The sequence below is a fragment of the Clostridium intestinale DSM 6191 genome (genome assembly GCF_900130055.1).
Lineage (GTDB): Bacteria > Bacillota > Clostridia > Clostridiales > Clostridiaceae > Clostridium_T > Clostridium_T intestinale.
The window spans coordinates 216,309-239,858 of the sequence record NZ_FQXU01000009.1 but is presented as its reverse complement, the minus strand read 5'-3'; the positions used below and the strand labels follow the sequence as shown (position 1 = coordinate 239,858).

The window sequence follows — 23,550 nt, the reverse complement described above, 5'->3', positions numbered from 1 at the left end:
TTCTTAAGATATTACTTTTTGGTAACTTTTTTAGTAAAATTTGCTTATAAACTACTTTATTTCTTTAATAAGGTCTGATTTTAACAATTCACTTTTGCTAAATCCTCCTTTGAAACATCTTATCTGTTTATATTTAATTCCATTAAGTTCAAAATCTAAAACATCAATTCTATCAGCTTTATATATTATTGGATCTGTTCTTCCTATTAAAAAAACTTTTACTTCCATTTTTCTCTCCTTAATTAATTTTTTCTGTATATTTACATCTAGGATAATTTGAACATCCTAAAAACTCACTATATGGTCCTTTTCTTACTAATAAATCCGCCCCACATTTAGGACACTCTCCACTTTTTATTAATTTTATAACATCTCCCCTATCCCATAACCTAACATTATTAACTTTTGCAAGATTAATTGCATTTTGGCTATAATAGTTATTAGTAATAACCATTGCATCAGTTGCTTTATAATACTTCATTGATGCAACCACTTGTTGTACAGCTTCCACACCAACTGTATTTTTCCATCTTTTAGCTTGAATTACTGTTTTAACCCCTTTCTTTTTAATTAATAAGTCTGCCCCATAATCTCCAGTTACCGGAGTTAGCATTGTTTTATACCCCTTATTTTTAAAAATTACTTGTAAAAACTCTTCAAACTCCTCACCTGACATGTTATCTATCTTCTTAATTGTAGAATTCTTAAGATTATCTTCTCTTCTTTTCTTATATAGTACATAAATTCCACTAAATAATATAAACATAAGTATACTTATTAACTTATTTAAATTTATAAAAAAGGAATAAATCATAAATAGGCAATATATTATAAATAGTGTTATTTTTAGTTTTTGGCTTTTGTTTAATCTCTTTTTCATTTTTACTCCTTTATTTATTTTATATCAGACTAATTATAAAATAAAATAGGTTAATATGAAACCCTAAAAGCAGTCTTTAGAAGCATTATTAAAAGATAATTGCTCTTTGAAATTTACCATTTATTATGTTACAATAATTAATGTGATAAAATATACCATTTATTTAAGAGGAGGAATTTTTATGCCATCATTAAGAGGAACTGAAACAGCAAAAAACCTACTTGCTTCTTTTGCAGGTGAATCTCAAGCAAGAACAAGATACACTTATTATTCAAGTGTTGCTAAGAAACAAGGATACTTACAAGTAGCTGAAATATTTTTAGAAACTGCAGAGCAAGAAAAAGAACATGCTAAAAGATTCTATAAATTTTTAAAAGAAGAATTTAAGAATGAAGCTATAGAAATCACAGCTTCTTATCCAGTGGCCCTTTCTGACGAAACTATGGACAACCTTAAATATGCCGCTGAAGGTGAAAATGAAGAATGGACTGAACTTTATCCACAAGCTGCTGAAACAGCTAGAAAAGAAGGTTTCCCACAAATAGCTGCTGCTTTTGAAAATATAGCTAAGGTTGAAAGCTTCCATGAAAGAAGATATAAAAAATTATTAGAGAATATTGAAACTAATAAAGTTTTTGAAAGAGATGAAGTTGTTATCTGGAAATGTGGTAACTGTGGATTCTTATTTGAAGGAACTAAAGCTCCAGAAAAATGCCCAGCTTGCCTTCATGATCAAAAATATTTTAGATTATTAGATGAAAATTACTAAAAGTAATCAAACGGGAAGTAAATTTTATACTTCCCGTTTTTTAATACATATAATTTTAGGAGGCTAATATATGCATAACTCAATTTCTGATAACTACATAATTGATTCCTTTTATAATCTTCTTCCCTATTTTCCTTTTATGTTTGATGATGATGTATCCTTTGGTATAACAGATACCCAAAAATATCTAAAAGTTCAAAACTCTAAATCTTTAGTTTTAAAAATAAAAGAAGGAGACAAGATTCCATCCTCTGGAGCTGCTTATGATGCCATAAAGTCAGGCGAGGTAATTGTGAAGATTGTTCCTAAAGAAGTCTACGGAGTTCCATTTAAATCCTATGCAATTCCAATAAAAAATGAATACGATGAAGTTGTTGGTTCTATACTTATGGGAAGAAGTTTAGCTAATAGAAATGAGATACTTTCCTTATCTCAAAACTTAACTATTTCTCTAAGTGAGATATCTAAAGCAATCAGTGCCTTATCATCTGGTGTTCAGAATGTTTTAAATATGAATAATGATATTTATACAAAGGTTCAAGCAGCAGATGAATCTTCTAAAAAAACTGATGATATTTTAAAATTTATACAAGGTATATCAACTCAAACAAATATGCTAGGTATAAATGCTGCCATTGAAGCTGCTCGTGCTGGTGAACTTGGAAAAGGATTTACAGTAGTTGCCTCTGAAATCAGAAAATTATCTTCCTCAACAAGTGAATCAGTAAAACAAATTGATGAGGTATTAAAAAGTATTAGCTCATCTATAAACAACATAAGTAACAATATAAATGAATCTAACTTAATATTTGAAGATCAGGTAGCAACCCTTGAACAAATTGCTGCATCTATTGAAGAATTAAATGCTTCTTCAAAAAGCTTAATTAGTTTATCTGAGAAAATATAAATTTTTAAAAAAACTGTTGAGTCTTTTACCTTCAACAGTTTTTCATATATGCTAGTAAATCTAGTACTTATTATCTAATCAAATATATTTTTAGAAAAATATCTATCCCCTCTATCTGGGAAAATAACAACTATATTTCCACTATCTATATCTTTACTTAAAGCTATAGCCGCTGCCATAGCTGCACCAGATGATGAGCCAACCACTATCCCCTCTCTTCTAGCAAGTTCTTTAACATAATAAAAAGCTTCCTCATCCTTAACCTTTTTTACTATATCTATATAGCTTAAGTCCATAGTCTTAGGTATAAAGTTATTCCCTATACCTTCTATTTTATAACAGCCTTCAATTCCTCCACCAATAGTTGACCCATATGGATCACCAAGTACACCTTTTATCTTAGAATTCTGCTCTTTTAAATACTTTAAAACTCCTGTAATAGTTCCTCCACTTCCAGCACCTGCAACAATATAATCAATTTCCCCGTCTAATTGTTCGTATATCTCTTTTCCCGTAGTTTCATAATGGGCCAAAGGGTTAGCATCATTTTCAAACTGCTTTAGTGATATACTATCTGGAATAGTTTTTAATAGCTCCTCTGCCTTATCACAAGCCCCCATCATTCCCTTTTCTTTAGGTGTTATTATAAGTTCTGCTCCTAAGGCCTTTAATAAAGTTTGCTTTTCTGTAGAAAATTTTTCAGGAATAACAAATATAACTCTATAACCTTTATTTAAACTTGCTAGTGCTATCCCTATTCCTGTGTTACCTGCAGTTGCTTCTATTATAGTTGATCCTTTTTTTAAGCAACCTTGCCTTTCTGCTTTTTCTACCATGTATAAGCCGATTCTATCTTTGCAACTTCCTCCTGGATTTTGTCCTTCTAATTTTCCAAATATATTTATCCCACTTTTAACCTCAAAATTATTCAGCTTTATAATAGGAGTATTTCCAATTAACTCTCTAATTCCATTAGCATATTTCAAATTAATCCTCTCCTTTGCTAATAATTAAAGCTCTTCCTATTTCCGCTATCAAATCCTCCGAATTTTCTATTCCAACAGAAAGTCTCAGTAGTCTTTCATCAATGCCAATCCTATCCCTTAAATCCTTAGGCAGCGATGCGTGAGTCATTGTTGCTGGATGACATAAAAGGGACTCAACTCCACCTAAACTTTCTCCAAAAGTTATTAATTTTAATGAGTTTATAAACTTTTTAAAATCACAACCTTCTTTTAATTTAAAGGAAATTATTCCACCATACCCACTAGCCTGCTTTTTTTGAATTTCATGATTTAAGTGTTCTTTTAGTCCAGGATAATAAACTTTTTCAATTAGTTCATGATTATTTAAATACCTAGATATCTTTTTAGCATTCTCCTCATGTTTTTCTAATCTTACACTTAAGGTTTTAATTCCTCTTATTAACATATAAGAATCAAAGGGAGATAATATAGCTCCAATGGCATTTTGTAAAAAACCTATTTTTTCACCTAACTCCTTATCTTTTACAACTGCAAGTCCAGCTACAATATCAGAATGCCCTACCAAATACTTAGTGGCTGAATGAATTACTATATCAGCTCCTAAGTTTAATGGATTTTGAAAATATGGACTCATAAAGGTATTGTCCACTATAACTAAAATATTTTTCTTATGGGCCTCTTCTGAGATTTTTTCTATATCAGTTATTGATAATAATGGATTTGTAGGAGTCTCAATAAATATTCCTTTAACATCTTCACTTACTGTAGAGAAATCAAGTTCATTAAAGTCCTCTATAATATCATAATTTAGTTTATAGTTAGAAAACACCTTACTTATTACTCTAAAAGTTCCTCCATACACATTATTATTTATAAGTATTTTATCTCCTGATTTAAAAAGATTTAATATGGTTGATATGGCAGACATGCCAGAAGAAAATCCAAACCCTCTACTACCACCTTCTAAATCTGCAATTAATTTTTCTAAAGCTTCCCTTGTAGGATTATTTGTTCTTGCATATTCATATCCCAAACTAACTCCAAACTCTGGTTGTTTAAACGTTGATGATAGATATACAGGAATATTAACAGCTCCAGTAAATTTATCTATTGTCTCTCCGCCATGTATAACTAAAGAATCTTTTTTCATATGATTTCCTCCTATAAAATTAAATTTTATCTTGTGCCTTTTCTCTAGACACAGTCATTCATTAATTAATAAATAAAAAAAGACCTCCTACCTTAAAGAGGCAGTTAGTCCACGATTCCACTCTTCTTAAACCTATCCAGTGATAAGTTTATCTCCATTTAAAGCACATTAATGCTCTAGTGCTATAACAGGCACTCCTGCTTTTGCTTACTAAAATTTCAGCTTAGAGTTCAAAGCTGCATTCTCTTAAATTTCACTAATAATTTCTTTCAGCCGAGGAAATTACTCTCTTATAGCTTCCTTTAAGATACTATTGCTTATCACAACCTTTATCAATATTATTATTACTACTCACTACATAGTATTCACCCCATCCATGTAGTGTTCACTTTTATTGATAAAACCCTCCAAAGCCGCATAAACACTATATATAGTTATATAGCTATATAGAAAAGAATATATCTATATATATTCTTAAGGAATTGACTAGTCCAATAAAAAAATAAAGCAAAACTAAAAATCTAGTAGTAGCTTTTTAGTTTTGCTTATAAGTTAACTATGTATAAAATTTTTCTTCTGATAAATTATTTAAGTATATCCACCTTTGTAACTTTCCATTTATTATTTACTTTTTCTATACCTACTCTAAAATGAGTATATGAATTAGGACTAAACCACTTGTACCCTTCTATAACTAAATTTCCTAAAGACACTGAATCAACTTTTGATAGCATTAACAAGTGAGCATTTATTTTAAGCTCTCCTACAGAATCTGCTAAACCAATTTGTTGCAATGTAACCACTGAAGCATTTAAAACTGTCTTATTATACTTTTGAAAATATTGTACGGCTTTTTGTCTATCTTCTACTGTAGTATCAGTAAAAAATAAAGACTCCATATCCAATATAATGTAATCTTTCTCAGGTTCTTTGTTTCCAGTATACATAGCATCGTAAGCTAAAATAAGGGGTTCAATTATTCCCATTCCCTCATTTTGTCTTGATACCTTAACTGGAGCTGTGATTGTTACTAATTGAAAAGCTGTAATTAGAGAGATTAATTGTTTCATTAATATCACTTCCTTTTAATATTCTAAATTTTAAAAAAAGATTATCTAAAATTAAGATACAGATACTAAATCAACTTTATCAACCTTCCACTTATCATCTTTAACTTTAAGTGTTACTCTAAATCTAGCTGCACCAGTAGGGCTGTGATATCTATACCCTTCTATAATCATGGCATTATTTTCACTCGCTTCAATATTAGTCATCATTAACAAAGTACCTTTCAGTTTAAGATTACTCAGTTTATCTGCCAAACCAATTTGTTGCAACTTAAATAATGATGCATTTAAAACTGGCTTATTATACTTTTGAAAATATTGTATGGCTTTTTGTCTATCTTCATAGGTGATATCCTTAAAGTATATCGACTCCATATCTAATATAATGTAATCCAATATAGGTTCATTAATTCCTGTAAGCATAGTATCATAGGCTAATATGTATACATCTATGAGATTAGAAAATTTAGTAGTGTTGGGTTCAGTTAATGTACTAGTATTAGTTATTAAATTGAAAGCAATAATCATAGATATTAATAATTTCATTCTATTCACTTCCTTTATTAAGTATAGTTCTCCATAGAAAAAAGAAGTATTCATCCACCTATATTTAGGTCTTTATCTCAAGTTCTACTGAATTTCTTTAAGCTGATAAACGCTTCAATCTCAATAATCTTCCTCATATTTGTAATTATTTATGCTATAATTTCTTAAATAATCTATTACTTTTAAATAAAGGGGATGTAAGTATGGAAAACTATCAATTAATAGAAAAACTTCCTACAGTAAATGAACTAAATCAATTAAGAACTTTAGTTGGATGGGGAGAAATTAATAAAAATTCTCTAAAGCTTGGCTTGGATAACTCCTTATACGGTGTTTGTATTCTTTTGAATGGAGATGTAGTAGGTACTGCACGCGTTGTTGGTGATAATAGCACCTGCTTTTATATACAAGATGTGATTATTCATCCTGATCACCAAAGAAAGGGGATTGGAGCTTCAATCCTGGAAAAAATAATGAACTACATATATGAAAATGCTTGTAATGAAGCTGTGGTTGGTTTGATGTCTGTTAAAGGTAAAGAAGAGTTTTATAAAAAATTTGGTTTTTGGACAAGACCAACTGACAATTATGGTGCAGGTATGGTTCAATTTATAGAAAAATAGAGATAGGTAAAAATTTGAACAAGTGTATTAGAGCTTCTACAGGAATAAGGGTGAAAAGGAATTTGATGAGGCTTGAGGAACGGCCTCTACAGGAATAAGGCTAAAAGGAATTTGATGAAGCCTCCTTCGGAGCTTCTACAGGAATAAGTTTAAAAGGAATTTGGTGAGGCTTGAGGAACGGCCTCTACAGGATTAAGTTTAAAAGGAATCTAATGTGACCACTGCGTGGTTCACTACAGCATTAAGTCTAAACAGGAATTTGATGCAACCACTCCTTCGTCGGGTTGCTACAGGAATAAGGTGTGTAACTTTTCCCCAAACTTTTCCACTATATGTTTAGGGGGTGATTTTTTGGAGAGGGTAAGGGAGCTTTATGAATCTTATGAGAAGTTTATTTTTAAATATTTGTATGGATTGACTTTAGATTTTCATTTGGCTGAGGAGCTTACTCAGGAAACTTTTTTTCAGGTTGTAAGGTCTTTTCACAGATTTAGGGGTGATTCTCATGTATCTACTTGGATATATAAAATTGCTAGAAATGTCTATAGTCAGCATTATAAAAAAACAAATTTAAAGACAAGTTCTATTAATGAAGATGTTTATAACATTCCTGATAAAAGTACACCTGAAGATGAATATAACAAAAAAGAACAATCTGAGATGATTGAAAATTGTCTAAAACAAATACCAAGAAATCAACGTGAAGTGCTTTGGCTTAGGGATTGGCAAGGTATTTCTTATGAAGAGATAGCCATAATAACTAACCACTCTCTTTCTTGGGTAAAAGTAAATATTCACCGTGGAAGAGTGGCTTTTAAAAAAATCTATAGTGAAGGAGGCAATATAAATGAATAAAATTCCTTGTAATTTAATTGAAGATTTACTCCCTCTATATATCGAAGATGATGTAAGTAATGAAACAAAAGAAATAATTGAAGCTCACTTAAATGACTGTGAAAACTGTAACTCCTTACTTCAAGAGTATTCAAAAGAGGAAATAAAACTAGAAAGCTTTGAAGATACCCTACCTAATCCTAATACCTTTAAGCAACTTATAAAAAGGCTTAAGAAGTGGAGCATAGCTGTAGTAGCTATAGTATTAACCTTTTTTATAGCTATCGGAACAATTGGATACAAAATAGGAGAAAACTCTAAAAATAAGCTCTTAACCTCAAAATCTATAGTTAAAACTTTTAAGGATCAAGGTATAATATTAAGTAAAGATAATTCCCCTATAGATGATGAGGATTATATAGGTGGAATTAAACCAACTGTTTATAATGTAGACAATACATCTGATAAACTTTTAATATATATTTTTGATTCCTTTGTAATACGTCAAAATATAGTAGATAAAGATATTAAGAATGACTATATCCCTTCTCTTAAGTCTATTTCTTATAAAGCAAACAATTCTTTTTTAGTATATAAACCTTCAAAAATACCTGAAGCAGAAGATGAAATCAATAGTTTACTTAAAACCCTAAACTTAATAGATGATACGGTTTTTAAATATCTAAATGATGGTAAAATACTAAATTTTACTGGTGAAAGTGAAAACTGGGAAGGAACTTTTAAAGTAAAATATTATGAAAATTGGTTCGAGGACGAAAATGGAGTATCTCATTATGATAGTTATAAAAATACCTATCCTTCACTTAAATATAAAAAGTCTGATATAAATAGCATTGGTGAATTTACATTTGAGTATAAGGCTGGGTCAGCAAAAGGTACCTCTACTGGAGTTATACTTTCTGATGATGGTTATGCTGGTGCACTTGGATTTAGCGGTGGCAATAGTCTCCCTCTTAGAAATACAGATCAAATTAACTTCACTGTGAAATGGAATGATAAAGAAGAAAACTTCACACTAAAATCCGAAAATTAGATATTATTATGGACAAAACTAAGCACTTAAAAACAGGATTGCAATTATGCCTCGTGATATGATTATTTTAAGGAGATGATTAAATGGAATGGATACAAACCTTAAATAAAGCAATTGATTATATTGAAGAAAACTTATCAGAAGACATAGACTGCAGCAAAATTGCAGCCCATGTTTGTATCTCATCATTTCATTTTCAACGAACCTTTAACCTTTTAACAGACTTAACAATAGGAGAATATATTCGCAATAGACGTCTTTCTTTAGCCGGCCAAGAATTAATTAAGGAAGATGTAAAAATCATAGATATTGCATTAAAGTATGGATATGAAACACCTGAAAGTTTCTCAAAAGCTTTTAAAAGATTTCATGGAATAACTCCTAATCAAGCAAAAAGAAAAGGTGAAAATCTAAAATCCTTTAATCGTCTTATAATAAAAATTCAATTGATAGGTGGTAGTGTTATGGATTATAAAATAATCAAAAAAGATGTTTTTAAGCTAGTTATAAAATCAAAAACCTTCAATATGGAGAGTAATTTAATTGATATTCCGTTATTTTGGGATGAATATTTTAAAGCTGGACTAGGTAAGGTTGTATGTGGTGAAATAGGTATAAGTATACAAGAAAACATTGGAGATAAGGAGTTTAAGTATGGTATTGGAGAATTCTACAATGAATCTACTTTAATTCCAGAAGGTTTTGAAATTCTTGAAGTTCCAAGCTATGATTGGGCTGTTTTTAAATGTGTGGGGGCAATGCCAAACTCAATACAAGATTTATGGAAAAGAGTATATAGCGAATGGCTTCCTCAATCCTCCTATGAATTAATTCCAGACTTTGCTATTGAGTATTACACAGATGGTGATATTAAATCAGAAGATTATATAAGTGAAGTTTGGATACCTGTTAAGGAGAAATAACTTCAGAGCCGAATTAAATTTATTAATACTTTAGGCTGTGCCTCCTTTATGATAACTTATTATTAAGGAGACTCAGCCTATTTTATACTCCACGATGCGGTAGGAATTCTTCTTTTCAATATCTTTATAATTTTGTACGTTTCTGATTTTCTGATGTTCTAAACTTCTGATCTTCTGATCTTCTGATGTTCTAAATTTCTAAATTTCTACGTTTCTGAATTTCTGCACTTCTATACTGTAGAGACTTCTTCCCAAGTCTCATTAAATTCCTATTAACCTCTGCACTGTAGGAGCTTCTTCTCAAGCTCCATTAGATTCCTTCTACTAAAGGATTAGACTGATGCTGAAAGACGCGCCTACCGAATAGTGCAAGTCTCGTTAAATTCTTTTAGCTTTATCTTGGGCCTCATCTTGGACCCTGTCTTGCACCTTATCTTGGGCCTTATTTTATGTTTAGCCTTTCTATAAAATAAAAGAAAGAGCTACCTTGCGATAGCTCCTTCTATATTAATTACATTTCCATGAACATTTTAACATCATCTTCAACGTTTGTTATTCCACCGATTCCAAAGTTTTCAACTAAAACTTTAGCTACATTTGGAGAAAGGAATGCTGGTAATGTTGGTCCTAAGTGAATGTTCTTCACTCCTAAGTATAATAAACTTAATAATACTATTACAGCTTTTTGCTCATACCAAGCAATGTTGAATGCTATTGGTAATTCATTTATATCTTCAAGTTCAAATACTTCTTTTAATTTTAGAGCGATTAATGCTAATGAGTAAGAGTCGTTACATTGACCTGCATCTAATACTCTTGGAATTCCTCCGATATCACCTAAATCTAACTTGTTGTATTTGTATTTAGCACAACCAGCTGTTAGGATTACTGTGTCACTTGGAATGGCTTTTGCAAAGTCAGTGTAGTAATTTCTTGATTTAGCTCTTCCATCACAACCTGCCATTACGAAGAATTTCTTTATAGCTCCTGATTTAACTGCATCTACAACCTTATCTGCTAATGCAAATACTTGGTTATGTGCAAATCCACCAATTATTTCTCCAGTTTCTATTTCTGTTGGTGCTGCACATTTCTTAGCTAATTCAATTATTTCTGAGAAATCTTTAGCTGCTCCATCTTTACCTGGTTCTATGTGTTTACATCCTTCAAATCCAGAAGCTCCAGTAGTAAATAATCTATCTTTGTATGAAGCTTTTGGAGGTACTATACAGTTTGTTGTCATAAGGATTGGTCCATTAAAGCTTTCAAATTCTGTATTTTGTTTCCACCATGCATTTCCGTAGTTTCCTACAAAGTGTGAATACTTCTTGAATGCTGGGTAGTAGTGAGCTGGTAGCATTTCTGAGTGAGTATAAACATCTACTCCAGTTCCTTCTGTTTGTTTTAATAATTCTTCTATATCTTTTAAATCATGTCCAGAAATTAATATTCCAGGGTTAGTTCCAACTCCTATATTAACTTTTGTTAATTCTGGATGTCCATAAGTTCCAGTATTAGCACCATCTAATAATGCCATTGCATCTACTCCAACTTTACCAGTTTCTAAAGTTAAAGCTACTAATTCATTTGCTGTTAAGCTATCATCTAAAGTTTTGCTTAAAGCTTTTTGTAGGAAAGCATCTATTTCTTCATTATTGTAGTTTAATGCATTAGCATGTTTCATGTATGCTGACATACCTTTTAATCCGTAAGTTACAAGTTCTCTTAAACTTCTTACATCTTCATTTTCAGTAGCTAATACACCTATGCTAGGAGCTTTTGCTTCAAACTCTTCGTTAGTTTCAGCTGTCCATAGTGCTGCTGCTGATAAACCTTCTTTGTTAGCTAATTTAGCTAATAATTCATTTTTTATCTTAAGAGTCTCTCTAACTCTGCCATAAAATACTTCATTATCAAAGTTAGCATTTGTAATTGTTGTAAATAAGTTAATTGTTATATAGTGATTTACATCTTGAGATACTTCTATCCCTTGTTCTCTAGCTTTTGTAGTAATTTCTGATAAACCTCTAGTAGTGTATATTAGTAGATCTTGTAGACCTGCAAGTTCTGGTGATTTACCACAAACTCCTCTTACTGTACATCCGCTGCATCCTGCTGTTTCTTGACATTGATAACAAAACATACTCATCTTTTAAAACTCCTCCATTTATATAAATTATTCTTTTTTCATAATCACTTGTCCCTATCGACAATTTTATTATAGAGGGTATAAAAGATATTTTCGGTAACTAAGGTTACAAACAAAAAAAATCTTGCTAAAATAACAAGATTTTTTCATTTATCTAAAATTCAATTATTTCTATGGAATCTTCTTCTTTCATTTTGTCTGTTTCTTTTATAAAATATCTAATACCTATAACTGATATCAGTAATCCAAAGACAGCAAATATTATTGATACAATGACTCCCTTTTCATCTTCACCTATTACATAATACATAGGATTTATAATGAAATTATTAAAAGCATGGAGGGCTATACAAAGATATAGTGAATTTGTTTTAACATACACCCAAGAGAACAATACACCAATAATAAAAGCATTAATTCCTTGTTGTAAGTTTAGGTGTATAAACCCAAATAAAAATGATGATATTAATATAGCCCATAGGTCTGAGTAACGCTTTCTAAGACCATTAAATATTATCCCTCTACATACAACCTCTTCTACTATAGGAGCTATAAATATACTGCTAAGTAAAAATCCCCAGGCTTGAATATCATCTATTTGTAGCATATTAAATATGTCTTCTATAAATTTTGGCATAGGAAGTATATTCATTATATGTTCTAAGGTTCCAACATAAAAAATTCTATATCCAAATAATATTAAAATACTAAAAAGTATCATTTTTTTTGTTTTAACTGCCTTTTTCCTTACTTCTTCAGTGTTAGGCAGAGTAAAAATTCTAAAAATTATATATACAAAAAATAAATTACATATAAATTGAAGTATAAAACTTACAGGTATCATGTAGTATTCTTTTTTTATAGCATATATTCCTGTTGAAATAAGCTCAGGTAGCATGGCAAATAGCTGCCAAATAAATAATACCCCTAAAGCTTTGAAGAAACCTATACGTTCAACCTTAAGTCTACCCTTTTCAAATTCACCTAATATGCCAAATACTCTTTTAAGTTTAGTTATCATTTATATCCCCCTTGTGTAATTCATATAGCTTAATAAAACTTTTATTTGATATTACTCCTAATGTTATTATCGGAATTATTGAAATATATACTCCTATATATCCAAAACTATTCACCAAAATTGATACGGGTATGTTTAATACTAAAAAACATATACTCATTTCAAATAACAACCCTATGGTTTTACTTAAATTATTGATTAACATTCTAAAAGACTTAGAATAACTTTTAGCTATATTTTCATAATCCAGTATAAGGACTGGCACTATGTAAAATATAACTATATTATATATAAAAGATACTACTAATGCTAACCACTTATATGGGCTTTCAATCATATATAATATTGCAAAGATATAATTGGGACAATAAACTATAAAAAATTTATTCCAATTCTTAAATCCATCTCTAAAAAACATTTTTATAGATGCCTTTTGAGAGTTAACCAACAAACTTCCGTATCCACTTATTATGAATGTCATTATGAGTATAAAAATTAGATATGTAAGAAGAAACTCTGTGTTTAAAGTAGTTGATAAATATATACCAAGTTCACTTGGAAATCCATCAATTAGATATGATGCAGAAGGTGGTACTCCTATAACACCAAGTTTTAAGTTAATTAAGTTTATACTTCTTTCAAACTTTTCATTAAATATTTTTCCATATAATATCAAACCTAATATATCTACGAACAGAGGTATACAAATAATAAATAATATCTTATCCTTTAACTCTTCAAATCCCTCTTTTACATATCTACTCATAAATTAGCATCCTTTTTTATTTCTATTTTTTAGTATATAATGTTATTATACCATATATTTACCATAGTCTTAAGGAGAATTTATGAAGAGATTTGTTTTGCCTTTATTATTAATTATCTCTATTATTTCGTTAATAACTACAAATACAATGAAACAAAAACAACTAAATTATGAATATTTAGATAGCGATATGTTATTTTCTACTATAGATAATAAAAGAGTATATACCAAACTAATTAATTCAGAAGAAGAGCCAAAACTTTTGATTTTAACTGAAGCTCAAGAGAATGTTAATATTAGAGTTTATGATTTTAATAAATCTTCTTACACTTTAGATAATAATCTAGGTTATATATCTGATGGAAAACCTTTTAAAATAAGAATTTCTAATTTTCCTATGTCTAATATTTATTTATTTAACTCAACACACATTATAAATATCCCTACTTTTAGTCCGGGAAGTATTAATGTATCGTCCCTTAATGAACCTTATAAAGATTTATATCCATCATCTTATTATAACTTTTTTGTTTATGAATCTTCTCCTAACATATTAAAATCAAACTCTAAGGATTTTAACATAGAATATATACTTACGCCAAAAGAGGATAATGATTTCATATTGAATATTCACAACATAGTTTCTATTGATACTTTAAACAATACTACTATTTACTATAATAAACCTGAAAGTGGCGGTATGAACCTGTATAGCTATCCCCTAAATACAAACTATACTCTCAGTCCTCTAGAAAAAGAAACCAAACTTCATGAAAACATATATTATTCTTCAGAGCTATTTAGTGATAATTATTCAAGAGGTTCATTAAGTATTTCTAAAGAAGAAAATAACCTTTATAACCTTAAACTTTTTTCAGATAATACTACAGATTCTTTAAATATAAAAAGTACTAAAGCTCCTATTGCATCAGGTTATAAAACCTATGCTGGAACTAAGATAGTTTTTAGTTCTTATGATTCCTCTGGAAAGATAATTAGTTATAATCCCTTAGACTCTAGCTACGAAACTCTATGTTATAACCTACCTTATATTGAAAACATAGATGTATGTCCAAGTTTAGGAAATCCTAATAAATATCTTATGTTATTTAGAACTAATTACAATGGTGAAATAAGGTATCACTTATATAACAGCCTAGACCCTTTTGAAAAAGATATAACCAACTTAATTTCAAACTAAAGGACAGCCTAATTGCTGTCCTTTACTATTATTTCTTTCCTTCAAATGCATTTATGTACATCTGTTTTATTTCACTCATAAGTGGATATCTTGGATTAGCTCCTGTACACTGATCATCAAAAGCTTGCTCTACCATTTCATCTAAGCTTGAGTAGAATTTATCTTTTGACACGCCAAACTCTGAGATTGTTTTTGGCATTCCAACTTGAGCCTTTAATTCATCTATCTTTTCTATTAATCTCTCTATTTTCTCTTCTGGAGTATTTCCTCCAAGGTTTAGATAATCTGCTATTACTCCATATCTCCATTTAACATTGGGATATTTATATTGTGGAAAAGCAGCTTGTTTTCTTGGGTCATCCACAGCATTAAATCTAATTACCTCATTTATTAACAGTGCATTGGCAACTCCATGTGGAACATGGTGCATAGATCCAAGTTTATGTGCCATTGAATGGCATACTCCTAAAAAGGAATTTGCAAATGCCATACCAGCTATTGTTGCTGCGTGTGCCATCTTTTCCCTTGCCTTTACATTATCATTTCCTTCATTATAAGCTAAAGGTAGATACTTAAATATAAGCCTTATGGATTCTAATGCTAATCCATTGGTATATTCTGATGCTAATACAGACACATAAGCCTCTATAGCATGAGTTAGGGCATCTACTCCTGAAGCTGCAGTAAGTCCTCTTGGCATATTCATCATAAGTTCTGCATCTATTATAGCCATATCTGGGGTTAACTCATAATCAGCTAAAGGATATTTAACCCCTGTTTTTTCATCAGTTATAACTGCAAATGGAGTTACTTCTGATCCAGTTCCTGCTGAGGTTGGAATGGCTACAAAATAAGCTTTTTCACCCATGGTTGGGAACTTATATACCCTCTTTCTAATATCCATAAATCTCATGGCTAAATCTTCAAATTTAACTGATGGATGCTCATATAATACCCACATTATTTTAGCAGCATCCATTGGAGAACCTCCACCTAAGGCTATTATTACATCTGGCTTAAATCTCTCCATTTCTTCAGCACCTTTTTTAGCTGTAGCTATAGTTGGATCTGGCTCAACATCAAAAAATATTTTATAATCTATTTTACCTTCTTCTAATATCCTAACTAGATTAGTAGTATATCCTAAATCATATAACACCTTATCAGTAACTATAAAAGCTCTTTTTTTACCCATGTCTCCAAGTTCTCTTAATGCAACTCCTAGAGAACCATATTTAAAGTAAATCTTATCTGGAACTCTAAACCAAAGCATATTTTCTCTCCTCTCAGCCACATGTTTTATATTTAATAGGTGCTTAGGTCCAACATTTTCAGAAACAGAGTTTCCTCCCCAAGAACCACAGCCTAAGGTCAGAGATGGCGATAGTTTAAAGTTATATATATCTCCTATAGCCCCTTGAGAAGCTGGCATGTTTACTATGGTTCTAGCAGTTTTCATTGCTATTCCAAACTTCTCTATTCTATCTTGTGATCTTAACTGATCTGTATATAAAACTGATGTATGACCAAACCCTCCAAGTTCTATAAGTCTTGCCCCTTTTATTAATGCCTCTTCAAAATTTTGCACTTTGTACATAGCTAATATTGGTGATAACTTTTCATGAGAGAAGGGCTCCTCCATTTCTACAGATTCAACTTCTCCAACTAATACCTTAGCTTCCTCTGGAACTTTAACTCCAGCTATTTCTGCTATCTTATAAGCACTTTGACCTACTATGTTTGAGTTTAATCCGCCTTTATCATTTAAGATTATATTTCTTACTTTCTCTACTTCTTCTCCCTTTAATATGTAAGCTCCTCGTTCTTTTAATTCAACTTTTACTTTATCATAAATTGACTCCATAACTATAATTGATTGTTCTGATGCACATATAACTCCATTATCAAAGGTTTTAGATAATAATATTGAATTTACAGCCATTTTGATGTGTGCTGTTTCATCAATTATTGCTGGTGTATTACCTGCGCCTACTCCTAAAGCTGGTTTTCCAGAGGAATAAGCTGCCTTTACCATGGCTGGACCTCCAGTAGCTAATATTATATCTGCTTCCTTCATTACAAGCTGTGAGAGCTCTACAGAAGGCTCATCTATCCAACCAATTATATTCTCTGGTGCTCCTGCCTTTACAGCTGCTTCTAGAACTATTTTTGCAGCTTGTATAGTTGCATTTTTAGCTCTTGGATGAGGGGAAAAGATTATTCCATTTCTTGTTTTTAATGAAATCAATGCTTTAAAAATAGCTGTTGAAGTTGGATTTGTAGTCGGTACAATTGCTGCAACAACACCTATAGGCTCAGCTACCTTGGTTATTCCAAAAGAAGCATCATGCTCTAAAATACCGCAGGTGTGCATATCCTTGTATTGATTGTATATGTATTCAGATGCAAAATGATTTTTTATAACCTTATCCTCTACAATTCCCATTCCAGTCTCTTCTACAGCTGCTTTCGCTAATTTAATTCTTGCATTATTTGCCGCTATAGCTGCTGCCCTAAAAATATCATCAACCTTTTCCTGAGAAAAAGATGAGAATTTTCTTTGTGCTTCCCTAACTAATCTTAATTTTTCCATTAGTTCCTCAACATTTGTAACTTTCATACTAACCTCCTAAAAGTTTGAATATTTTCTATTCTAGTATTTACCCTTTTAGTATTATTATGAATAAAAAAAGATAGCCTAGACTGGCTATCTTTTTTTATATATCTTTTCGTTAGAATCTAATTCGCTGTTAACCTTATCTCTCAAGTCTTTGGAGTATCCGTTTCTAAACTCCCTAGAGATCATATACTTTATTACGTTCATACTCTCAACTCCTTTTAAATATTATTATTCATCTGTTACTTCTTAATATAATTATATGCTATATCATTAATAAAATCAACTATATTTTATTAATTAATTATTTAACATAGGTATTTTATATTGATTTGTTAAATAAATATTTAACGAGATAACATATTATTAATGGCACTATTTTAATTGTTTTTAGATATATCCACATATTCTAAGGAATAATGCTGATATATATTTATTTAGCATTACTAATTCAATCGAAAATAATTCTTATTTACTAGTAATTATATTTATTATGTTATAAAATCCCCTATATTATTCATATTTTTTTAAATAACTACACGTACACATTTATATAAATAAACAAATTTTGTTAACCTAATAACTAAAAAAAGAGAACAAGTCTCCTTTTTATTTAAAGTAAACTTGTCCCTCTTCTAATTTATCTATTATTGCTAAAGATTCCACTGGAACTCCTTGCTTTTCTATTTCCGATCTTCCAGGTTGGAAGCCTTTTTCTATAACTATACCTACTGCTACTGGTTCAGCCTCAGCTTGTCTAACAACATCTATTAATCCACAAGCAGCGCATCCATTAGCTAAGAAGTCATCTATAATAAGTATTCTTTCTTTTTTATTTATAAATCTTTTATTAACAACTACATCATAAATTTTATTTTTAGTGAAAGATTGAACTCTAGAATGATATACTTCTTTATCCATATTAGCTGATGCTATCTTTTTAGCAAATACTACAGGAACATAGTCAAAGTGTTGCGATAATATAGTAGCTATACCTATTCCTGAAGCCTCTATAGTAAGTATCTTATCTATCTTCTTTCCTTCCATTCTTTTTTTAAACTCTTTTCCCATCTCATTAAAAAGTTTCACATCCATTTGATGATTTAAAAAGGAATCAACCTTTAGTATATTTCCTGGTAAAACTTTTCCTTCTTCTCTTATTTTGTTTTTTAATAATTCCATTACTTTTCCTCCTAATAATAAAAAATCGTCAAGGCGACTTTTAGCCGTCGATTTTTTTTGCACATCTGCCTTTCCAAACGCATGTGAGGAAAAACTGGCAGGTGCTCAATTTTCTTGTTTTTTATTCTTTATATGTAAATAAATCTATTGAGTTTAATAAAGCTATGAAATACGTCTACATCATAAGGTATTTAGCTTTCTAAAGAATAAAAAAAACCTATGAACTAAAAAGACTTCAGTTCATAGGCATAAGTTAAAAACACCAAAATAACGTTCGTAGTCGGGTAGTTTAAAGGCTCCCGGTAGAGACACTTGGACCATATTTCCATGCATATACGAACTGAAGTTATATTCTCTTTTAACTTTATGTTATATTATTTTTAAGAACAAATCAACTTTTTTTATTTTAAATCTCAACATCCTTAGTGTAATCTATATTTTCAAACCCAAATCCAAACAGCTTAAGAAAATCTTCTCTAAATCCTTCTGCATCTGAGTACTCTCTTACATTTTCACTATTAACTTTATCCCATATATCTTTAATTTCCTGTTGAACATCTTCTCTCATTTCTAGGTCATCTATTCTAATTCTACCTGCTTCATCTAGAGCTAACTCTCCTCCATATAATCTTTCTGAGAATAATCTATAACATTGCTCTATACAACCTTCATGTATTCCTTTTTCCTTCATAACTTTAAACATTATAGATATATAAAGCGATACTACAGGTATAGCGGAAGATGCTTGAGTTACTAAGCCTTTATTTACAGATACATAAGCTTCACCTTTTAGATCTTTTAGCATAAGGTTTATTTCTTTGCTTTTTTCATCTAAATCCTTTTTAGCCATTCCAATAGTTCCGTTATTATACATTGGATAAGTCAATTCAGAACCTATATAAGAGTAAGCTAATGTTCTTACTCCCTCTTCTAATACGTTAGCTTCTTTTAAAGCTTCCATCCACAGCTTCCAATCTTCTCCGCCCATAACTTTAATGGTTCCTTGAATTTCTTCTTCTGTTGCTCTTTCCACTTCAACATCGCTTATCTTAAAACTATGGAAATCTAAAGTCTTACTTTTGAAGTCTTCTCCTATAGTCTTTAATACTGAAGAATAAACCTCTCCAGACACAGGATCTTTTCTTCTAGGTGATGCTAAAGAATATATTACTAAATCTATTTTACCCATATTATTTTTTATTTCATCAATAGCTTCTGCTTTTATTTCATTTGAAAAAGCATCTCCATTTATACTTTTGTGAAATCCACCTTGTTCTTTTGCAAATTTCTCAAATGCTTTATTGTTATACCAGCCAGGTGTTGCTGTTCTTTTTTCACTAGCTTCTTTTTCAAAACTTATTCCTAAGGTATTAGCACCTGTTGAAAAAGTTGCAACTATTCTTGAAGCTAATCCATATCCAGTAGAAGCTCCTATTATTAGTACGTTTTTAGCTCCTTCAATTTCACCTTTTGATTTCACATACTCTATTTGTTCTCTAACATTTTCTTCACAGCCAATCGGGTGAGCTGCTGTACATATAAAACCTCTAAACTTAGGTTCAATCCTCATATTTTAATCCTCCAACTTACTTTTCTTTTAATAAACTTTGATAATCAAAATATTTTACATATAAAATAATATAGCATACATTTATAATTAAGTCATTAATTTTTTCTCTATTATTCAACTTTAAATAAATCTTTTTTAGGATCTTCATTCCATATATATTCAATTCTATTACATATATTTAAAGCTACATCTCTTCCTAAGATATCACTTATAAATCCTAAACTCATATCTATACCTGCTGAAACTCCTGAAGATGTATATATATTACCATCCTTTACCCATCTGGCCTCTTTTATCCACAATACTTTATCACTTTGCTCCTTAACCCAATTAAAAGCTCTCTTATTAGAAGTTGCTTCTCTTCCATCAAGTAAACCTGACTTAGCTAATAATGCAGAACCTGTGCAAACAGTTAATATATATTTTGAGTTAAGTGATATATCTTTAATATATTTTAATAGTTTATAGTCCTCTACACCTTTTCTAGTTCCAGCTCCCCCTGGAATAAACAATATCTCTTTATATTTTGGAGAATATTCATACTTATCTGTTTGGATTTTTACCCCCTGAGAACTTGTTATTATACCGGAATCCATAGATATAAAATTCATTTTGAACTCTTCTTTAACACATCCAAAAATCTCTACTGGTCCAAATACATCTAAAGTTTCAAAGTCATTAAACAATACAACATTTATTCTATAAATCTCAACCACCACCTAAATTTCTTTTATTAAATTATACTAAATTTTCCATGGATATAAAACTTAAGTAGTTAATTATATCATTTACTTCTTAAAAATCTCTGTTATAATAGTATTTAAGTTAATATTTTAGGGGGAAAGAAATGGAAAGTGCCAGTAGTATCATTTATTATTACTCAAGGACAAAAAATACTGCATCAGTAGCCCAAGACCTATCGGACTTATTAAACTGTCCCATGGAAGAAATTATAGATTGGAAAAAAAGAAAAGGAATTTTTAGTTTTTTAACTAATAGTTATGAAGCTATAACTGGAAAAGAAACAAAAATTGCTCCTATCTCAAATAATCCAAAACACTTTAATCATATAATATTAGGATTCCCAGTATGGGCTTCACACATACCACCAGCTATTAGAACTTTTATTAATAAATACAAAGAAGATATAAATTCAATTAGCCTTTTTTGTACTCAGGGTGGCAATGGCGGTGAAAAAACTTTTTCATTGATTGAAGAAATTTTAAACATAAATCCAAACTTCAAAATTATTATAAATAGAAGAGATGTTAAAGCTCTAAATTATATGGGTAATTTAGAAAGCTTCCTGATAAATGAAAAACTCAGCTTAGGCTGAGTTTTTTTATTTATATATATAATAAAACTCGGCATTTCTACCGAGTTAAATAATCTTATATGTGATTTACAATTAATGAAACTATAGCACCAACTAGTGCACAAGATGGTATAGTTACCACCCAAGTTGTAACAATATTTTTTGCTACTCCCCATCTTACAGCTGAAAGTCTTTTAGCTGCTGATACTCCCATAATAGAGGTAGATACTATATGTGTAGTACTTACTGGGGCATCCATCATAGTAGCAGTAAATATTACGGCTGAGCTTGTTAAATCAGCTGAAAACCCTGAAGCCGGAGTTAATTTTGCCATCCCACTTCCCATGGTCTTAATAATTCTCCATCCACCTACAGAGGTTCCTAGTGCCATCGCAGTTGCGCAGGCTAATTTAACCCATAACGGAACATGGAAACTTCCTATCACACCACCACTAAACAGTGCTAAAGATATTATTCCCATTGATTTCTGAGCATCATTACTTCCATGATTAAATGCAAGGAAAGCTGCTGATAAAACCTGAGCTTTTAAAAATCCTTTTGTTGCTTTTGCAGGTTTAGTTTTTCTAAAAATCCAGTTTATAGTGGTCATGACTATGTATCCAAATATAAATCCTATAACAGGCGATAAAAATAACCACAAAACTACTTTAATAAAAAAGGTTGCCCAATTTACTGTATGTATACTTCCTGAAAATGCTATAGCTGCTCCTATTAGTCCTCCTATAAGAGCATGAGAAGAACTACTTGGAATACCAACATACCAAGTAACTAAATTCCATATAATAGCTGCAATAATAGCGGCTAAAACTACTTTTATAGGGGCTCCACCATCGTGTATTATACCTGATCCAATAGTTGTTGCAACCTTTGTGCTAACAAGTGCTCCTATAAAGTTTAACCCTGCTGACATTAAAATTGCCTTCTGTGGAGAAAGTGCTCTTGTAGTTACTGAACTAGCTATTGCATTAGCTGTATCATGAAATCCATTTATAAAATCGAATGCTAAAGCTAATATAACTATTATTATAGTTATTAGTTGAGTAGAATTAAGCATGCTTCATTACAACTCCTTCAACAACATTAGCTAAGGTTTCACAGGAGTCTAATGTTTTTTCTAGCTTTTCATATAAATCTTTCCAAACTATAATTTCAATATTATTTACTTCTGTTGTAAAAAGCTCTCTCATACCATCTCTGTATGCATAATCACCTTTTGTTTCTAAAAGATTTAATTCTGATATTACCTTATAAATACTGTCATCAGTTTTGAAATTTTGTAACTTTATAAATAAATCCCTCATCTTTTGGCAAGATTCATTTATAAGGTCCACTATAGTATAACTTTTTTCTCTACTAGTTTTTATATCGTACATAAGATATCTTCCAGATATGTCCTCTATATTATCAACGACATCATCTAGTCTTTTAACTATTAGTAATATATCCTCTCTATCAAGTGGAGTTATAAAACTATTATTTAGTTCTTGTAAAATCTTATGAACTAAGTCATCACCTTTATGTTCTATATCCTTTAATCTTAAGCTTATATCTTCTGCATCCTCTACGTTTCTTGACAATAACGTAAGTTCATTTGAAGCCTCTTCTATAATACTAGTAAACTCGATAAATAAATCATAAAACTTATCATTTTTAGGTGAAAAATTAAACATGATATCTGTCCTCTCCTTATGTATATAGTAATACTACCTTATAATAATACTCCATTGTTAAATCTATATTAAGAATATTAAGACCAGCATAAGTTTGTTATTCTTGCGTTAAAAAACATTTACATTTATCTATTTGTCATTTTTCAGCCTATATAAATGCTTCTTTTTAGTATTTGTGCATGTTTTTTTATCTTCTTAAGTTAAATAACATTTACTTCCTTAACATATTCTTAACATTTAGAACCTAAAAAAAGAGACCTAGAAAGCTCTAGATCCCTTTTATTTGTTATTTATTATTA

At 30.3% G+C, this 23,550-nt stretch carries 23 protein-coding genes and 1 riboswitch; of the genes, 8 read left to right on the top strand and 15 right to left on the bottom strand.

What is annotated here, in order from left to right; genetic code table 11:
* Positions 1 to 51: 51 nt before the first annotated feature.
* Both BUA92_RS23355 and BUA92_RS15380 read right to left on the bottom strand, forming a co-directional pair.
* Positions 52 to 228: a hypothetical protein gene (locus BUA92_RS23355; protein WP_175550914.1), complete on the bottom strand. Its 177-nt coding sequence runs from the start codon at positions 226 to 228 to the stop codon at positions 52 to 54.
* Positions 229 to 238: 10 nt separating this feature from the next.
* Positions 239 to 880 (bottom strand): restriction endonuclease, encoded by a 642-nt coding sequence (locus tag BUA92_RS15380; RefSeq protein WP_083553545.1) that lies wholly within the window; start codon positions 878 to 880, stop codon positions 239 to 241.
* A gap of 181 nt (positions 881 to 1,061) precedes the next feature.
* Here BUA92_RS15380 and rbr point away from each other — a divergent pair, with 181 nt between their 5' ends.
* Both rbr and BUA92_RS15370 read left to right on the top strand, forming a co-directional pair.
* Entirely contained in the window at positions 1,062 to 1,649 is a 588-nt protein-coding gene (gene rbr / locus BUA92_RS15375) for a rubrerythrin (protein ID WP_073020937.1), read from the top strand.
* A gap of 70 nt (positions 1,650 to 1,719) precedes the next feature.
* Positions 1,720 to 2,556, top strand: coding sequence for a methyl-accepting chemotaxis protein (locus BUA92_RS15370; protein WP_073020934.1), 837 nt, complete (start codon positions 1,720 to 1,722; stop codon positions 2,554 to 2,556).
* Between the two features lie 74 nt (positions 2,557 to 2,630).
* Here BUA92_RS15370 and BUA92_RS15365 read toward each other — a convergent pair whose 3' ends face one another.
* The 4 genes from BUA92_RS15365 to BUA92_RS15350 all read right to left on the bottom strand — a co-directional run bounded on the left by BUA92_RS15365 (position 2,631) and on the right by BUA92_RS15350 (position 6,305).
* Positions 2,631 to 3,542, bottom strand: a complete 912-nt coding sequence (locus BUA92_RS15365; protein ID WP_073020930.1) for a PLP-dependent cysteine synthase family protein — start codon at positions 3,540 to 3,542, stop codon at positions 2,631 to 2,633.
* A 1-nt stretch (position 3,543) separates the two neighbouring features.
* Positions 3,544 to 4,692: a trans-sulfuration enzyme family protein gene (locus tag BUA92_RS15360; RefSeq protein WP_073020926.1), complete on the bottom strand. Its 1,149-nt coding sequence runs from the start codon at positions 4,690 to 4,692 to the stop codon at positions 3,544 to 3,546.
* Positions 4,693 to 5,276: 584 nt separating this feature from the next.
* The gene (locus BUA92_RS15355) at positions 5,277 to 5,762 is read right to left on the bottom strand and encodes a hypothetical protein (protein ID WP_073020924.1); all 486 of its coding nucleotides are present in this window, start codon (positions 5,760 to 5,762) and stop codon (positions 5,277 to 5,279) included.
* A gap of 51 nt (positions 5,763 to 5,813) precedes the next feature.
* Entirely contained in the window at positions 5,814 to 6,305 is a 492-nt protein-coding gene (locus BUA92_RS15350) for a hypothetical protein (RefSeq protein WP_139259353.1), read from the bottom strand.
* A 203-nt stretch (positions 6,306 to 6,508) separates the two neighbouring features.
* On the opposite strand from BUA92_RS15350, the gene BUA92_RS15345 reads away from it, so the two are divergent.
* The 4 genes from BUA92_RS15345 (at position 6,509) to BUA92_RS15330 (ending at position 9,739) form a co-directional block, all read left to right on the top strand.
* Positions 6,509 to 6,928, top strand: a complete 420-nt coding sequence (locus tag BUA92_RS15345) for a GNAT family N-acetyltransferase (protein WP_073020919.1) — start codon at positions 6,509 to 6,511, stop codon at positions 6,926 to 6,928.
* Between the two features lie 351 nt (positions 6,929 to 7,279).
* Positions 7,280 to 7,783, top strand: a complete 504-nt coding sequence (locus BUA92_RS15340) for an RNA polymerase sigma factor (protein WP_073020915.1) — start codon at positions 7,280 to 7,282, stop codon at positions 7,781 to 7,783.
* Entirely contained in the window at positions 7,776 to 8,816 is a 1,041-nt protein-coding gene (locus BUA92_RS15335; protein WP_073020913.1) for a zf-HC2 domain-containing protein, read from the top strand. Before BUA92_RS15340 ends, BUA92_RS15335 begins: the two co-directional genes overlap by 8 nt.
* 83 nt (positions 8,817 to 8,899) lie before the next feature.
* Positions 8,900 to 9,739 (top strand): AraC family transcriptional regulator, encoded by an 840-nt coding sequence (locus BUA92_RS15330; RefSeq protein WP_073020910.1) that lies wholly within the window; start codon positions 8,900 to 8,902, stop codon positions 9,737 to 9,739.
* 511 nt (positions 9,740 to 10,250) lie between these two features.
* On the opposite strand, the gene hcp is transcribed toward BUA92_RS15330, so the two are convergent.
* The 3 genes from hcp to BUA92_RS15315 form a co-directional block, all read right to left on the bottom strand.
* On the bottom strand, positions 10,251 to 11,882 hold the full coding sequence (gene hcp / locus BUA92_RS15325) for a hydroxylamine reductase (protein WP_083553549.1): 1,632 nt from the start codon (positions 11,880 to 11,882) through the stop codon (positions 10,251 to 10,253).
* A 160-nt stretch (positions 11,883 to 12,042) separates the two neighbouring features.
* Positions 12,043 to 12,909 carry a CPBP family intramembrane glutamic endopeptidase gene (locus BUA92_RS15320; RefSeq protein ID WP_073020904.1) on the bottom strand — a complete coding sequence of 289 codons (867 nt, stop codon included), beginning with the start codon at positions 12,907 to 12,909 and terminating at the stop codon, positions 12,043 to 12,045.
* Entirely contained in the window at positions 12,899 to 13,675 is a 777-nt protein-coding gene (locus BUA92_RS15315; RefSeq protein WP_073020902.1) for a hypothetical protein, read from the bottom strand. The genes BUA92_RS15320 and BUA92_RS15315 overlap by 11 nt, the downstream gene beginning before the upstream one ends.
* An 82-nt stretch (positions 13,676 to 13,757) precedes the next feature.
* Here BUA92_RS15315 and BUA92_RS15310 point away from each other — a divergent pair, with 82 nt between their 5' ends.
* Complete coding sequence (locus BUA92_RS15310; protein ID WP_073020900.1) at positions 13,758 to 14,876, top strand: hypothetical protein; 1,119 nt, start codon at positions 13,758 to 13,760, stop codon at positions 14,874 to 14,876.
* Positions 14,877 to 14,904: 28 nt separating this feature from the next.
* Here the strand turns inward: BUA92_RS15310 and adhE are convergent, their stop codons facing one another.
* The 4 genes from adhE to BUA92_RS15290 form a co-directional block, all read right to left on the bottom strand.
* The gene (gene adhE, locus BUA92_RS15305) at positions 14,905 to 17,496 is read right to left on the bottom strand and encodes a bifunctional acetaldehyde-CoA/alcohol dehydrogenase (protein ID WP_073020898.1); all 2,592 of its coding nucleotides are present in this window, start codon (positions 17,494 to 17,496) and stop codon (positions 14,905 to 14,907) included.
* A gap of 606 nt (positions 17,497 to 18,102) precedes the next feature.
* Entirely contained in the window at positions 18,103 to 18,675 is a 573-nt protein-coding gene (locus tag BUA92_RS15300) for a xanthine phosphoribosyltransferase (protein WP_021803010.1), read from the bottom strand.
* Between the two features lie 257 nt (positions 18,676 to 18,932).
* A riboswitch (purine riboswitch) is annotated at positions 18,933 to 19,034 on the bottom strand.
* A gap of 47 nt (positions 19,035 to 19,081) precedes the next feature.
* Positions 19,082 to 20,245 (bottom strand): enoyl-ACP reductase FabV, encoded by a 1,164-nt coding sequence (fabV, locus tag BUA92_RS15295; protein ID WP_073020896.1) that lies wholly within the window; start codon positions 20,243 to 20,245, stop codon positions 19,082 to 19,084.
* 110 nt (positions 20,246 to 20,355) lie between these two features.
* Complete coding sequence (locus tag BUA92_RS15290) at positions 20,356 to 20,964, bottom strand: DJ-1/PfpI family protein (RefSeq protein ID WP_242950177.1); 609 nt, start codon at positions 20,962 to 20,964, stop codon at positions 20,356 to 20,358.
* A gap of 128 nt (positions 20,965 to 21,092) precedes the next feature.
* Between BUA92_RS15290 and BUA92_RS15285 the strand changes: the two genes are divergently transcribed.
* Complete coding sequence (locus BUA92_RS15285; RefSeq protein WP_073020893.1) at positions 21,093 to 21,581, top strand: flavodoxin family protein; 489 nt, start codon at positions 21,093 to 21,095, stop codon at positions 21,579 to 21,581.
* 55 nt (positions 21,582 to 21,636) lie between these two features.
* On the opposite strand, the gene BUA92_RS15280 is transcribed toward BUA92_RS15285, so the two are convergent.
* Both BUA92_RS15280 and BUA92_RS15275 read right to left on the bottom strand, forming a co-directional pair.
* Positions 21,637 to 22,635 (bottom strand): inorganic phosphate transporter, encoded by a 999-nt coding sequence (locus BUA92_RS15280; protein ID WP_073020891.1) that lies wholly within the window; start codon positions 22,633 to 22,635, stop codon positions 21,637 to 21,639.
* Positions 22,628 to 23,251 carry a DUF47 domain-containing protein gene (locus BUA92_RS15275; RefSeq protein WP_073020889.1) on the bottom strand — a complete coding sequence of 208 codons (624 nt, stop codon included), beginning with the start codon at positions 23,249 to 23,251 and terminating at the stop codon, positions 22,628 to 22,630. The genes BUA92_RS15280 and BUA92_RS15275 overlap by 8 nt, the downstream gene beginning before the upstream one ends.
* Positions 23,252 to 23,550 lie beyond the last annotated feature (299 nt).

Excerpts from the sequence above, each read along its gene's own strand:
- BUA92_RS23355 (WP_175550914.1), bottom strand. The coding sequence starts at position 228 with ATGGAAGTAAAAGTTTTTTTAATAGGAAGAACAGATCCAATAATATAT.
- BUA92_RS15380 (WP_083553545.1), bottom strand. The coding sequence starts at position 880 with ATGAAAAAGAGATTAAACAAAAGCCAAAAACTAAAAATAACACTATTT.
- rbr (WP_073020937.1), top strand. The coding sequence starts at position 1,062 with ATGCCATCATTAAGAGGAACTGAAACAGCAAAAAACCTACTTGCTTCT.
- BUA92_RS15370 (WP_073020934.1), top strand. The coding sequence starts at position 1,720 with ATGCATAACTCAATTTCTGATAACTACATAATTGATTCCTTTTATAAT.
- BUA92_RS15360 (WP_073020926.1), bottom strand. The coding sequence starts at position 4,692 with ATGAAAAAAGATTCTTTAGTTATACATGGCGGAGAGACAATAGATAAA.
- BUA92_RS15355 (WP_073020924.1), bottom strand. The coding sequence starts at position 5,762 with ATGAAACAATTAATCTCTCTAATTACAGCTTTTCAATTAGTAACAATC.
- BUA92_RS15350 (WP_139259353.1), bottom strand. The coding sequence starts at position 6,305 with ATGAAATTATTAATATCTATGATTATTGCTTTCAATTTAATAACTAAT.
- BUA92_RS15345 (WP_073020919.1), top strand. The coding sequence starts at position 6,509 with ATGGAAAACTATCAATTAATAGAAAAACTTCCTACAGTAAATGAACTA.
- BUA92_RS15335 (WP_073020913.1), top strand. The coding sequence starts at position 7,776 with ATGAATAAAATTCCTTGTAATTTAATTGAAGATTTACTCCCTCTATAT.
- BUA92_RS15330 (WP_073020910.1), top strand. The coding sequence starts at position 8,900 with ATGGAATGGATACAAACCTTAAATAAAGCAATTGATTATATTGAAGAA.
- hcp (WP_083553549.1), bottom strand. The coding sequence starts at position 11,882 with ATGTTTTGTTATCAATGTCAAGAAACAGCAGGATGCAGCGGATGTACA.
- BUA92_RS15320 (WP_073020904.1), bottom strand. The coding sequence starts at position 12,909 with ATGATAACTAAACTTAAAAGAGTATTTGGCATATTAGGTGAATTTGAA.
- BUA92_RS15315 (WP_073020902.1), bottom strand. The coding sequence starts at position 13,675 with ATGAGTAGATATGTAAAAGAGGGATTTGAAGAGTTAAAGGATAAGATA.
- BUA92_RS15310 (WP_073020900.1), top strand. The coding sequence starts at position 13,758 with ATGAAGAGATTTGTTTTGCCTTTATTATTAATTATCTCTATTATTTCG.
- adhE (WP_073020898.1), bottom strand. The coding sequence starts at position 17,496 with ATGAAAGTTACAAATGTTGAGGAACTAATGGAAAAATTAAGATTAGTT.
- BUA92_RS15300 (WP_021803010.1), bottom strand. The coding sequence starts at position 18,675 with ATGGAATTATTAAAAAACAAAATAAGAGAAGAAGGAAAAGTTTTACCA.
- fabV (WP_073020896.1), bottom strand. The coding sequence starts at position 20,245 with ATGAGGATTGAACCTAAGTTTAGAGGTTTTATATGTACAGCAGCTCAC.
- BUA92_RS15285 (WP_073020893.1), top strand. The coding sequence starts at position 21,093 with ATGGAAAGTGCCAGTAGTATCATTTATTATTACTCAAGGACAAAAAAT.
- BUA92_RS15280 (WP_073020891.1), bottom strand. The coding sequence starts at position 22,635 with ATGCTTAATTCTACTCAACTAATAACTATAATAATAGTTATATTAGCT.
- BUA92_RS15275 (WP_073020889.1), bottom strand. The coding sequence starts at position 23,251 with ATGTTTAATTTTTCACCTAAAAATGATAAGTTTTATGATTTATTTATC.